Raw genomic sequence first — 12,209 nt, 5'->3', positions numbered from 1 at the left:
ACTATCAACAAAAAAGCCTATGAAGGTATGGGCAACAACCAGATGCTCGCCACTGTTCCAGGCACCAACGAATATCGGCGTTTCCTGACTGGTCCGCGTGGTTGTGAGATAACCGGCATCGCCTTTACCCCAGATAACCGCACGCTGTTTATTAATATTCAACACCCAGGTGAACCTGGTGACGATATCAGCGATCCGGCAAATCCTACCGCCGTCTCCACCTGGCCTGACGGTGATAAAAACAGTCGCCCACGATCTTCCACTGTCGTTATTGTTAAAGCTGATGGCGGAATTATCGGTAGCTAACAAACAGTTTTCACAGGTGAGCGGAACAGGGATGTTTTGCTCAAAACCTGAAGACAAGGTGAGTGAATAATAATGACAGTTGAAATATTGGTGGGTTAGTTAGGATTTTTTACTGGAGAGATAAAACGTTGAATGTTTTTTATGAAATGGTGCGTCCGAGTGGACTCGAACCACCGACCCCCACCATGTCAAGGTGGTGCTCTAACCAACTGAGCTACGGACGCACTGTTTGCTGCGGTAAAACTTAGAATGGTGCGTCCGAGTGGACTCGAACCACCGACCCCCACCATGTCAAGGTGGTGCTCTAACCAACTGAGCTACGGACGCACTGTGTTGTCTGTGACAACGGGGACGAATATTAGCGGCAGCTCTTAAACCTTGCAAGCGCTAAACCGCAATTTTCTTCCATATTTCACTCGTTTGCTGAGCATCTGTGCAACTCGATGGAAAAATAGCCGCCATAACGGCGGCTATTCAAGTTTATCGCGCAGCACGCTGCAAAATCGTGATTGAAGGCTGACGTTGCAACCAACGCATACGCAACATCATCATAATTGCAGCTGAGGTCAAACCGATGATAAAGCCGGTCCAGAATCCTGCTGGCCCCATTGGCTCAACAACCCAATCGGTGAGTGCAAGAATATAGCCGCTTGGCAATCCCAACACCCAGTAGGCGATAAAAGTTATAAAGAAAATAGATCGTGTATCTTTATAACCACGTAGCACGCCGCTGCCGATAACTTGCACGGAATCGGAAAGTTGGTAAACCGCCGCCAGTAGCATCAGGTGCGCCGCCAGCGCGACAACTTCCGGATTACTGTTGTAAAGCAGGGCGATATGCTCACGCATCACAATGGTGAAGAGCGCTGTGAGGGTTGCCATGCACATGCCAACACCGATACCAGTCCATGCTGCAGTTTGCGCATCAAGTGTTGAACCCTGGCCCAGACGGAAGCCCACGCGGATGGTTACTGCCGCTGAAAGTGACATCGGCAATACGAACATTAATGAGCTGAAGTTCAGGGCTATCTGGTGGCCTGCAACGTCAACAATGCCCAATGGCGCTACCAGCAGTGCGACCACCGCAAACAGTGTGACTTCAAAGAACAACGCCAGTGCAATCGGCAGGCCCAGTTGGGTTAAGCGATACATCACCTTCCAGTCGGGTTTGATGAAGCCTTTTGGTAGCTTTAAATCGCGCATTGAGCGTGCTTTTCTCACATAAGAAATCATGAAGAAAAACATCACCCAATACACCGCAGCAGTTGCGACACCGCAGCCTACACCGCCGAGTTCCGGCATGCCAAAGTGGCCGTAGATAAAGATGTAGTTGACCGGAATGTTGACCAACAGGCCGATAAATCCCATCACCATGCCGGGTTTGGTTTTGGCCAGTCCTTCACACTGGTTACGGGCAACCTGGAAGAACAAATAGCCTGGGACGCCCCACAACAACGCGCGCAAATAGCCCACGGCTTTATCGGCAAGCTGCGGGTCGATATCTTTCATAGCATGAATAATATGGCCTGCATTCCACAGGACAATCATGATGAGCGCCGAGACTATTCCCGCCAGCCAGAAGCCCTGGCGAATCTGGTGAGCAATACGCTCACGACGGCCTGAGCCGTTGAGTTGCGCGACGGTTGGCGTCAGCGCCATTAGCAAACCATGGCCGAAGAGAATCGCGGGTAGCCAGATGGATGTACCGATTGCCACAGCGGCCATGTCGGTTGCGCTGTAGCCACCGGCCATCACGGTATCGACAAAACCCATTGAGGTTTGTGCAATTTGCGCGAGGATCACGGGTATCGCCAGTGCGAGTAACTGGCGGGCTTCAACTATGTACTTCTGCATTTGAACACCTGAATATTTTTAGTTATTAGAAAAACAACAAGACCGCCAGAAATGGCAGGAAAATAGGAATCGTAGGGGAATTAACCTGACTATTGTAGCGGCAGAAAACGAATACGCCAGCCAAATAATGGTGGGGTAGCGCGGATAGCTGGCAAGCCTTTTTTCCAACTGTTAAAGTGCTGCACTATAAATTATTAGCGACCATTTAATTACCAGGAGCTTTACGATGTTTACAGGTATTGTGCAGGGCACTGCGACCCTGGTCTCCATTGATGAGAAACCAAACTTCCGTACACACGTCATTGAAATGCCCGATGCGATGTTACCCGGCCTTGAAACAGGAGCGTCGGTTGCGCATAACGGCTGTTGCCTGACTGTCACGGAAATCAATGGCAACCACGTCAGCTTTGATCTTATGAAAGAGACGCTGCGCATCACCAACCTCGGGGAATTAGTGGTAGGCGACAGCGTTAATGTCGAACGTGCCGCTAAATTTAATGATGAGATCGGCGGGCATCTTATGTCCGGCCATATTATGACTACAGCGGAAATTGCGAAGATTCTGACCTCCGAAAATAACCGCCAAATCTGGTTTAAAATGCGTGATAAAACGCTAATGAAATATATCCTGCACAAAGGTTACATCGGCATTGATGGTATTAGCCTGACGGTGGGCGAAGTGACTGCTTCACGTTTCTGTGTGCATTTAATTCCAGAAACGCTTGAGCGCACCACACTTGGCAGCAAGAAACTCGGCAATCGTATTAATATTGAGATCGACCCGCAGACTCAGGCAATCGTAGATACCGTCGAGCGTGTACTGGCACAACGTGAAGCGACTTTGGATGCATTGCTACCGAAGGCGTGAATCTTGAGTTTTGTCGGATGTGCTCAGGCGGCATCCGACATTCTTTCTCATGCAATCAACAAACTTCCGCGCACCAAATCACTGGTATGTCGTTCGCCAAGCAGCAATTCAACTGCGCGACGGGCGATACTCTCCAGCGGATATTTGATGGCCGGTATCGCATTCGAACCAGGCATTCTGCTTGAGCCATCCAGACTAAACACCATCACCTGTTCAGGGACTGTTAACTGGTATTGATTGAGCATCATCACAGCTTCTTGCGCCTGTGTATCATCGGTAACCAGCAGTGCAGAAAACTTCACTCCGCGATTAATCAGGCGTTGCAGTGCAATACGCACCGATGATTCATCGTCAATCACCAACTGCCGGTTGAAGGGCACAACATGGTTGTGAAGTGCCTGATGATAACCTTCAAGTGTCAGCGCTGCCGCTTCACCACTGGCAAAGTTAATCAATGCGATTTGCCGCCGCTTTTGATTACATAAATAATGCACCGCAGTTTCGGCAGCAAAAATATGGTCACACTGAATACTGAGGTTATGTGAACCGCTCAGGCAATCAATCAACATGATTTCGTCATCAAGTTCCGGTAACGGAAAACGAGCGCCGACCACCACCAGTGCATCACATAACCCATTTGAAAGTTCCTGAGCTGCCTGAGCCACGCTGTCATGGTCATTGGCAAAGCGTAACAGCAAATGTTTCTGATGCTGATTAAGCTGTTTCTCAAGTGCTTGCAGGTAGCCCGTTGACTGCTGAATATGTTCGGTTGCACAGATAACGCCAATGCAATTGGTTGATTGGGAACTCAAAGATTGAGCGATAGCATTCGGTTTGTAGTTAAGTATTTCCGCCGCGCGTAAAACGGCCTGGCGGCTCTCTTCTTTCACGCCGCGACTGCCGCTTAAAACACGCGAAACGGTTGCTTTAGAAACCTGCGCAAGGCGTGCTACATCATTAATATTCGACATGGTGTGAGTTTCCCGCTTCTCAGCCAGAAACGGGCCTTGCGGCCCGAATGCTGAGATTACGTGCGATCGTTAAAGCCATTTTCTGCGGCGGTGGCTCTGTACCATTCGCCGCTTTTCTTGATGGTGCGTTGCTGAGTCTCAAGGTTTAACGAGACAAAACCGTAACGGTTTTTATAAGCGTTGCACCAGGACCAGTTATCAATAAACGTCCACATATGATAACCAAGACAGTTGCTGCCTTCGCTGATGCCTTTATGCAGCCACTTCAGGTGGTCGCGCACGAAATCAATACGGTAATCATCCTGAATCTGGCCGTTCTCGTCGAAGCGCTGTTCGTTTTCAACGCCCATGCCATTCTCTGAAATATAGCAATTTGGGTTACCGTAATTCTCACGTAGGTTGGTGAGAATGTCGTAAATCCCTTGTTCGTAGATTTCCCAGCCGCGATACGGGTTCATTTTGCGGCCTGGCATTTCGTAGGCTTCGAAGAACCACTCTGGCATAAACGGACTATCCGGGTTTACCAGTGAATCGCGGCATTTGATGCGGCGCGGCTGGTAGTAGTTGATACCAAGTAAATCGACGACGCCCGCAGCCAACAACTCTTTGTCGCCAGGCTGGCATTCCGGCAATTGGCCATGCTCTTTCAACAAGGCCACCAGTTCTTGCGGATATTCACCACGCAATGCGGGGTCAAGGAAGCTGCGGTTAAACATCAGGTCAGCAATGTTTGCCGCTTTCACATCCGCAGGGTTTTGCGAACGCGGGTACGAAGGGGTGAGGTTCAGGATAATCCCGATTTCGCCGCCATCGTTGCGCTCGTGGTAAGTTTTCACCGCCAGAGAATGGGCAATCATGGTGTGGTAAGCAACGGTGGCTGCACGTTTGAAATCCACTACATTCGGATAATGGAAGTCGTACAGATAGCCACCTTCGACAGGGACTACCGGCTCGTTAAAGGTAAACCAATGCTTCACGCGGTCGCCAAACAGCTCAAAGCAAACGTTAGCAAATTCAGCATATGCCGTGACAACGTCACGGTTCTCCCAGCCACCTTGCTTCTGCATTACCATCGGCATATCAAAGTGGAACAGGTTGATAAATGGCTTAATGCCTTGCGCTAACAGCTCATCAATAACCTGATTATAGAAGGTCACAGCTTCCTGATTTACCGCGCCGCGCCCTTCAGGGATAAGGCGTGCCCAGGAAATTGAGGTACGGAAAGTATTATGATTCAGCTCTTTTAGCAGCGCGATATCCTGCTTCCAGTTCTTATAGAACGTGGAGGTATCAGCAGGGCCTACGCCGTTATGAAAACGGGTTGGCTGTTCTTTAAACCACTGATCCCAAATGGTGGCTGACTTGCCAAAAGAGAGCGTTTCACCTTCAGTTTGCGGTGCTGAACTGGCGCTGCCCCACCAAAAATTATCAGGAAATACGTATTTCATTTTCGTTCCTCGTTTGACGTGCCTGCCATCCGGGCAGGCAATAAAAAATATCAGTTTGCTGTAATCGGGCTGTCATTTTCCTGGGTATTACGCTCTTCATCCTGTTTCAGCAGGGTGCGCTCGTAAGCTTTCAGGAATGGGTAATACATCACAGCCGACATGACCATACAAATCAGACACATGATTACGGGACTTACCGCCCAGTTTGCGGCCCATGAAGCACCAATTGGCGCAGGTGTGGTCCATGGTGTGAGGGAGACAACCTGGGCAACCCAACCTAATTTGGTCGCGATATAAGCAAGCGTTGCGTTAATCATTGGTACCAAAGTAAACGGCAAGAAGAACATCGGGTTCATGATGATTGGTGTGCCGAACAAAATGGGTTCGTTGATGTTAAAGAAGCTTGGCACCACGCCCATTTTGCCAATGGTGCGCAGGTGAATCGCACGGCTGCGCAATAGCAGGAAGGCTAATGGAAGTGTTGAGCCAACGCCGCCAATCAGCAGGTAGTGGTCCCAGAAGCCTTGCAAATAGATATGCGGCAGAACATTGCCCGCAGCCAGTGCCGTCTGGTTTGCAGAAAGGTTTGCCATCCAGAACGGGTTCATAATCCCGGTGACAATAAGCGCGCCGTGAATACCGGCGAACCAGAGAATCTGGCAGATAAACACCGAAATCAGAATCGCTGGCAGTGAATCGGATGCAGACACCAACGGTGCCAGCAGATGCATAATCGCCTCAGGAATAATCATTCCGGTTGTTGATTCGATAAACAAATTCAGCGGGTGCAGGGTGGCAACAATCACCACAACCGGAATCAGAATTTCAAATGAGCGCGCAACGCCGGTCGGCACTTCTTTCGGTAAGCGGATGGTGATGTTGTGGCGCTTTAATAACGCGTACATTTCGCTGGCGTAAATCGCTGTAATCAGCGCGGTGAAAATGCCCTGGCCGGAAAAATACTGCGTTGAAATCTGCCCGTCTTTATAGGGTGCTGCAACCAATAGGAAGGCCATAAAAGCCAGTAAACCGGTCATTATCGGGTCGAGCTTATAGTGCTTCCCGAGGCTTGCGCCAATACCGACGGAAATAAAAAACGTCATCACACCCATGCTGAGGTTAAACGGCAACATCAACTGTTCACGATAGGTGAGAGAAAAGTTCAGCCATGACCGTGCAAAACTCCAGCTGCTGTCTGGCGAGAAGGGCGGGAAGATAAACACTAACAAGAAAGAACCGATGATCATAAACGGAAGGGCGGAGATAAAACCGTCGCGGATGGCGATGACATGGCGCTGAGAGCCCATTGCTCCTGCCATTGGCGTGACTTTTTGCTCAATCACATTGACCATTTTTTGGTACATGCTCATGGCGGTATCCTTGCTATTGTTTTTGGGAAGTGGACTGATTGTGAAACAAGATGGAAACCGGTTTCCAATGGATAAACAGATAAGTGTTACCGGGATCAAACTCGTGAAAAAAGGAGCGCAGGAAACGTGAAGAGACTCACATTTTGTTAAGAAAATGCTACATGCTTGCGAGAATTGAATTAACCCCGGCGGTGCCGGGGTGGAAATCAGTGCGGAACCCGTAAACCGTTTTCGACACCACGAGTGAAGACGACTTGCCAGAGCTGGATATCACGTGCACGGAAGGCACCGGCACAAGCATTCAGATAATAACTAAACATGCGTTTGAATCGTTCTGAATAGTTATCTGCAATTTCCGGCCAAAAGTTATTGAAGCGTTCATGCCAGGCCATCAGTGTTTTGTCGTAGTCGGCACCAAAGTTATGCCAATCCTCCATCACAAAATGACCTTCGCTGGCATCGGCAATCTGGCGTACTGAAGGCAGACAACCATTAGGGAAAATGTACTTGTCTATCCATGGGTCAACACCATTAAAGGTTTTATTCGAGCCAATGGTGTGCAGCAGGAAAATACCGTCAGGTTTTAGGTTGCGGTCGGCAACATTAAAATAGGTGGCATAGTTTTTCGGCCCAACATGTTCGAACATGCCGACAGAGACAATGCGGTCAAATTGCATATCCAATTCACGATAATCTTGCAGAGCAATTTTAACGTTAAGACCAGTACAGCGCTCTTGCGCCATTTTTTGTTGCTCAGCGGAAATAGTTACACCATGAACGGCCACACCGTAATTCCGGGCAGCAAATTCTGCCAGACCGCCCCAGCCGCAGCCAATATCAAGTAGCGTCATTCCTGGCTCAAGATGCAGCTTATCGCAGATCATTTTCAGCTTGGCGTTTTGTGCATCACTTAGCGTGGTTGCCTCTTTCCAATAACCGCAGGAATATTGCATATGTTCATCGAGCATACGGCTAAATAAATCATTGCCCAGATCATAATGTTCTTTGCCGACTATCCATGCGCGTTTTTTTGATTGCAGATTAATTAAGCGCGCGGCGGCTACACGTAACGTGTCTTTTAAATGGTGAGGGAGTTGGCGCTCAAGTCCGGCGCGAATGGCGTTATGGAAAAAAACATCCAGTCGTTCGCAGTCCCACCAGCCGTCCATATAGCTTTCACCAAGACCCAGTGTACCTTCTTGCAGAACACGCTTAAAAAAATCGGGATGCTTAACCTGGATATCGAAGGGGCGTGGGCCATTAATTTCTATCCCCGCCTGCGTGAGCATATCGTTCACGATTCGATACCACGGGTTATTTCTTATTCTGACTTCTTCTATACACGATGAACTCATAGCTTCTCCACCACCAATGTGAGAGGAACCTTAAAACAGCGTAGACGCTATTTTGGGCATGTGAGAAATGTCACGGAAAATTCCGTGTGCCTGATATCCGACGTAGAACAGAGAAAGGGGACCGGGAGCCCCAAAAAAAAGACCTCTAAAACAAAAACGGGAGCCAAGAGGCTCCCGTTTTAATGTGATTATTATGGTGTTATTTGTTGAGCCGTTTATGAGTATAGGCTCGCTTAAGCGGTGATTCAATCACATATTCTTAGCAAGCTAACTACATAAATGCTGAGTTATTTTAATCTTAATGTGCATCGGATTCAGCCGTTTGCCAGACTTCAGCGTTTTTGCGGCGCTGAAACAAATAGCCCAGTATGGCCAGCACAATTGTGGCTAGCATGACACTGGTGGTGGTCAGCAGCGGTGTTGCCACAAGCCAGGAAACCATCAGGCTTGCGAAGAAACATAGCCCTAATTGCAGCGTGTTTTGCAGCGCTGCGGCTTTTCCCGTGGCTTGTGGGAATGGCAACAAGGCGGAAGCGACAACAATTGGGTAAATAGCGCCGTTGGCAATGGCCATCACACAGAATGGAATCAGCAGAGCAGTCAGGGTGGCATGACCGCTAACAGCGACCGCCCATGTGCCGAAAATACTCAGAGTATACAGAGCCAGCAGCCAGGGCAGCATTTGCTTGCCTTGCCATTTTTGCAGAGCACTACGGCAGCCGTATCCACCAATCAGGAAGGCGATAGTTTGTGGTACGTAGCTCAGGCCGATCGCCGCCGGGCTGTAACCCATATCGTTCAGAATAAATGGAGATCCGGTCAGCCAGGCAAAGAAGCTGGCTGAGCAGGCTGCGTAAATCAACACGTTGCCGCTATATACACGCGAGCGAAGTAACGACATAAAGCTGACTTTATTGTCTTCTGTTTGCGGGTGGTGCTGGGTACGTGGTTTCAGACGCAAAGTAGGGATCATCAGCACCAGAGTGATGGCAAACAGCGTGGCGAAAATCGCCTGCCAGTCAAAGTGGGTCAAAATCCAGCTACCCAGAAGTGGAGCCAGCGCAGGAGACAGGCCAACCAGCGGCATAATCGTTGCGAAAATACGATTTGCACGGTTTGCCGGGTAGTAATCGGTCACCAGCGCCTGCCAGCTTACCGCGGCAGAACATACACCAACGGCCTGAACGAAGCGCAGCACCAGCAGAGCAGTGGCACTTTCTACCCACAACATACCAATACAACCGACGGCGAATAGGCTCAGGCCTGCTAACAAAATTGGTTTACGTCCGAAATGGTCAGATAACGGCCCCCACATTAACTGGGCAAACGCAAAGCCGGCAAGGAACAGGCTCAGACTCGCACTGACGGCGGAGGCATCGGTCTGTAAATCTTGCTGAATGGCAGCGAAAGCAGGCAGATACATGTCTGTGGCGAGGAAGCCCAACACACTTAATCCAGCCAGCCAGATAAGAAATCCTTTTGATGGTTGCATAATGTTCTCTTGTTTTATCGTGCAGGTTGATTGCCGCGTGAGTGTACGGAGTGCAAATACGCTTGTGAAACGCTAATATTTGTAGGTTGCGTTCAAAAAATTTGTGAGCAGAGAAATGTGGTCAGAATATTCGCTGGAAGTGATAGATGCGGTAGCGCGCAATGGTAGCTTCAGCGGTGCAGCACAAGAGTTACACCGCGTTCCGTCAGCTATCAGCTATACGGTACGGCAGTTGGAAGACTGGTTAGCCGTTCCGTTATTCGAACGTCGTCATCGGGATGTAGAATTAACCCCCGCAGGCATCTTTTTTTTGAAAGAAGGCCGCTCTGTTATCAAAAAAATGATGACGACACGGCAACAGTGCCAACAGATCGCAAATGGATGGCGCGGCCATCTGGCGATAGCCGTCGATAATATCGTTAAGCCCGAACGAACGCGGCAGTTGGTGTTGGATTTTTATCGCCACTTTCCTGATATCGAACTGCGTATTTTTCAGGAGGTGTTTAATGGCGTGTGGGATGCGCTAGCTGACGGACGAGTTGAAGTCGCGATTGGCGCGACACAAGCCATTCCTGTCGGGGGGCGCTATGCTTTTCGCGATATGGGGGCGCTGAGCTGGCGCTGTGTGGTGTCATCAAACCATCCGCTGGCACGACAGGGCGGAACTTTAAGTGATGATGATCTACGGGCCTGGCCGTCGTTAGTACTCGAAGATACTTCCCGTTCGCTACCGAAGCGTATTACCTGGCTTTTGGATAACCAGCGTCGAGTTGTGGTTCCGGACTGGGAATCAGGCTCTGATTGTCTTAGCGCGGGGTTATGTATCGGCATGGTGCCATTGCACATAGCAAGGCCGTGGTTGGCTTCTGGGCAGTGGAGTGAGCTGACACTCGATAACCCATTCCCGGATGCAGCATGTTGCCTGACATGGCGGCAAAATGACGCTTCGCCAGCCCTGGCCTGGCTGCTGGAGTATTTAGGGGATAGCGAGACGATGAATCAGGAGTGGTTGCAGGAGCCATTATAAATCGGGTGGTAATCCACCCGACAACTGCATTTCATAGGTCGGATAAGCATAGCGTCATCCGACTTAACTTAGCGACGATAATCGCGGAATGGACCATCTGCCACTGAACGGCGTTCAATCAGACGTGGATGGACTTCAATCGACTGCGACTCTTCACGTTTATTGACGATTCTATCCAGCAGCATATTGAATGCTGTTTCACCCAACGAATCCTTCGGCTGGTGAATGGTGGTCAATGCCGGTGAGAAATAACGCGCGTTACGCACGTTGTCGTAACCGATAATGGAAATATCCTGCGGCACGCGTAAACCCATCTCATCAGCAGCACAAATTGCGCCCATCGCCATAATGTCACCGCCGCAGAATACTGCAGTAGGGCGATGAGACTGGCCGATTATCTGCTGCATGGCGCGGTACCCTGACTCAGGTTCAAAGTCACCTTGAACAATCCAGTTGTCTGGAATAGAGATACCCGCTTCTTCAAGTGCCTTCATAAACCCTGCATGGCGACCACCACCGGTATTACGTTCCATTTGACCGGGAATTGCACCAATCTCACGGTGGCCACGCTCAATCAAATAACGTCCTGCCAGGTAGCCACCGTGGAAAGCATTATCGACAACGGAGTCGGTAAAATCTGCGCGGGCTTCACCCCAGTCCATCACAACCATTGGGATGTGGCGATACTCTTCAAGCATAGTCAGTAATGATTCCGGATATTCAGAGCACATCACCAGCAGGCCATCAACGCGTTTTTGCGCCATCATGGATAAATAGGCGCGCTGTTTTTCGAAGTTGTTGTGCGCATTACCCAGAATCAGGGTATAGCCTTTTTCAAAGCAGCTATTTTCGACAGCTTCGATTATCTCGGCAAAATAGGGTGCTTCGCTGGAAGTGGCTAGCAAACCAATCGTTTTGGTGTGATTAACTTTCAAGCTACGCGCGACGGCGCTAGGTGAATAGTGCAATTGTTTAATCGCAGCCCATACCGCATTACGTGTCTCTTCCGCCACAAAACGGGTTTTGTTGATCACATGTGATACGGTTGTAGTGGAAACGTTTGCGAGCTTCGCTACGTCCTTGATTGTCGCCATTAAATTTCACTCCGGGCCATATCGTAAACCCCTGATAACCTATGTGTTAAACGATTGCGTACGCTAACTCCTGAGGCAACGTTAAGGTTGCAGGTATGCCGGGATTGCGACATAAAACGGAAGGAGGGCGTTGAATAGATGGTACGCAATAAATTAGCGTGGGATTTTGGCCTATCCTGGGGAAAAGTGAAAGAGGGAAAAGCGATATCAGGTTAAAACGAGGGGGATTTTTATGTCTGATTGTGGGAAAATCAATCCGACACACCGATTGTAAGGTAATAAAAGGAGTTTGCTAATGAGTACCGATCTGAAATTTTCAATCATGACCACGGTTGTCGTTTTGGCACTGATTGTGTGTGGCGCGCTAACCGCCGTACTGCATTGATACATCGCTCTGATTAAAATGGGCCGCAATCGCGGCCCA

11 protein-coding genes and 2 tRNA genes are annotated in these 12,209 nt (G+C 49.5%); 4 read left to right on the top strand and 9 right to left on the bottom strand.

The window, feature by feature from the left end; all coding sequences use genetic code 11:
- Positions 1 to 306, top strand: a 306-nt coding sequence (locus tag M979_RS07520; protein WP_157093213.1) for an alkaline phosphatase PhoX, incomplete at its 5' end; no start/stop codon positions are given.
- A 147-nt stretch (positions 307 to 453) separates the two neighbouring features.
- Here M979_RS07520 and M979_RS07515 read toward each other — a convergent pair.
- From M979_RS07515 to mdtK, 3 genes are all read right to left on the bottom strand, one after another.
- Positions 454 to 530: transfer RNA gene (locus M979_RS07515), tRNA-Val, on the bottom strand.
- A 26-nt stretch (positions 531 to 556) separates the two neighbouring features.
- Positions 557 to 633: transfer RNA gene (locus M979_RS07510), tRNA-Val, on the bottom strand.
- Between the two features lie 153 nt (positions 634 to 786).
- Positions 787 to 2,160, bottom strand: a complete 1,374-nt coding sequence (mdtK, locus tag M979_RS07505; protein ID WP_034455356.1) for an MdtK family multidrug efflux MATE transporter — start codon at positions 2,158 to 2,160, stop codon at positions 787 to 789.
- Between the two features lie 226 nt (positions 2,161 to 2,386).
- On the opposite strand from mdtK, the gene M979_RS07500 reads away from it, so the two are divergent.
- Complete coding sequence (locus tag M979_RS07500; RefSeq protein ID WP_034455357.1) at positions 2,387 to 3,028, top strand: riboflavin synthase; 642 nt, start codon at positions 2,387 to 2,389, stop codon at positions 3,026 to 3,028.
- A 47-nt stretch (positions 3,029 to 3,075) separates the two neighbouring features.
- Here the strand turns inward: M979_RS07500 and M979_RS07495 are convergent, their stop codons facing one another.
- The 5 genes from M979_RS07495 to punC form a co-directional block, all read right to left on the bottom strand.
- A complete protein-coding gene (locus M979_RS07495; protein WP_064554310.1) occupies positions 3,076 to 3,999 on the bottom strand; it encodes a LacI family DNA-binding transcriptional regulator in 924 nt (307 codons plus the stop codon).
- 56 nt (positions 4,000 to 4,055) lie between these two features.
- Positions 4,056 to 5,447: a glycoside hydrolase family 1 protein gene (locus M979_RS07490; protein ID WP_034455359.1), complete on the bottom strand. Its 1,392-nt coding sequence runs from the start codon at positions 5,445 to 5,447 to the stop codon at positions 4,056 to 4,058.
- Between the two features lie 50 nt (positions 5,448 to 5,497).
- A complete protein-coding gene (locus tag M979_RS07485; RefSeq protein ID WP_064554309.1) occupies positions 5,498 to 6,817 on the bottom strand; it encodes a PTS sugar transporter subunit IIC in 1,320 nt (439 codons plus the stop codon).
- Positions 6,818 to 7,023: 206 nt separating this feature from the next.
- Positions 7,024 to 8,172, bottom strand: a complete 1,149-nt coding sequence (gene cfa / locus M979_RS07480) for a cyclopropane fatty acyl phospholipid synthase (protein ID WP_064554308.1) — start codon at positions 8,170 to 8,172, stop codon at positions 7,024 to 7,026.
- A gap of 298 nt (positions 8,173 to 8,470) precedes the next feature.
- Positions 8,471 to 9,664: a purine nucleoside transporter PunC gene (gene punC, locus M979_RS07475; protein WP_064554307.1), complete on the bottom strand. Its 1,194-nt coding sequence runs from the start codon at positions 9,662 to 9,664 to the stop codon at positions 8,471 to 8,473.
- Positions 9,665 to 9,779: 115 nt separating this feature from the next.
- Between punC and punR the strand changes: the two genes are divergently transcribed.
- Positions 9,780 to 10,691 (top strand): DNA-binding transcriptional activator PunR, encoded by a 912-nt coding sequence (gene punR / locus M979_RS07470; RefSeq protein ID WP_064554306.1) that lies wholly within the window; start codon positions 9,780 to 9,782, stop codon positions 10,689 to 10,691.
- 68 nt (positions 10,692 to 10,759) lie between these two features.
- Here punR and purR read toward each other — a convergent pair whose 3' ends face one another.
- The gene (purR, locus tag M979_RS07465) at positions 10,760 to 11,785 is read right to left on the bottom strand and encodes an HTH-type transcriptional repressor PurR (protein WP_034455364.1); all 1,026 of its coding nucleotides are present in this window, start codon (positions 11,783 to 11,785) and stop codon (positions 10,760 to 10,762) included.
- Between the two features lie 295 nt (positions 11,786 to 12,080).
- Between purR and cydH the strand changes: the two genes are divergently transcribed.
- Positions 12,081 to 12,170, top strand: a complete 90-nt coding sequence (cydH, locus tag M979_RS23270; protein WP_034455366.1) for a cytochrome bd-I oxidase subunit CydH — start codon at positions 12,081 to 12,083, stop codon at positions 12,168 to 12,170.
- Positions 12,171 to 12,209: the final 39 nt, after the last annotated feature.

This window comes from Buttiauxella noackiae ATCC 51607 (genome assembly GCF_001654865.1).
In the GTDB taxonomy this organism is placed as follows: domain Bacteria; phylum Pseudomonadota; class Gammaproteobacteria; order Enterobacterales; family Enterobacteriaceae; genus Buttiauxella; species Buttiauxella noackiae.
The sequence above is the reverse complement of the archived record's forward strand: the minus strand, read 5'-3'. Positions and strand labels throughout refer to the sequence as shown.

What these genes read in the sequence shown, in the direction of transcription:
- M979_RS07490 (WP_034455359.1), bottom strand. Translation starts at nt 5,447, where the DNA reads ATGAAATACGTATTTCCTGATAATTTTTGGTGGGGCAGCGCCAGTTCA.
- purR (WP_034455364.1), bottom strand. Translation starts at nt 11,785, where the DNA reads ATGGCGACAATCAAGGACGTAGCGAAGCTCGCAAACGTTTCCACTACA.
- punC (WP_064554307.1), bottom strand. Translation starts at nt 9,664, where the DNA reads ATGCAACCATCAAAAGGATTTCTTATCTGGCTGGCTGGATTAAGTGTG.
- M979_RS07485 (WP_064554309.1), bottom strand. Translation starts at nt 6,817, where the DNA reads ATGAGCATGTACCAAAAAATGGTCAATGTGATTGAGCAAAAAGTCACG.
- M979_RS07500 (WP_034455357.1), top strand. Translation starts at nt 2,387, where the DNA reads ATGTTTACAGGTATTGTGCAGGGCACTGCGACCCTGGTCTCCATTGAT.
- punR (WP_064554306.1), top strand. Translation starts at nt 9,780, where the DNA reads ATGTGGTCAGAATATTCGCTGGAAGTGATAGATGCGGTAGCGCGCAAT.
- M979_RS07495 (WP_064554310.1), bottom strand. Translation starts at nt 3,999, where the DNA reads ATGTCGAATATTAATGATGTAGCACGCCTTGCGCAGGTTTCTAAAGCA.
- cfa (WP_064554308.1), bottom strand. Translation starts at nt 8,172, where the DNA reads ATGAGTTCATCGTGTATAGAAGAAGTCAGAATAAGAAATAACCCGTGG.
- mdtK (WP_034455356.1), bottom strand. Translation starts at nt 2,160, where the DNA reads ATGCAGAAGTACATAGTTGAAGCCCGCCAGTTACTCGCACTGGCGATA.
- cydH (WP_034455366.1), top strand. Translation starts at nt 12,081, where the DNA reads ATGAGTACCGATCTGAAATTTTCAATCATGACCACGGTTGTCGTTTTG.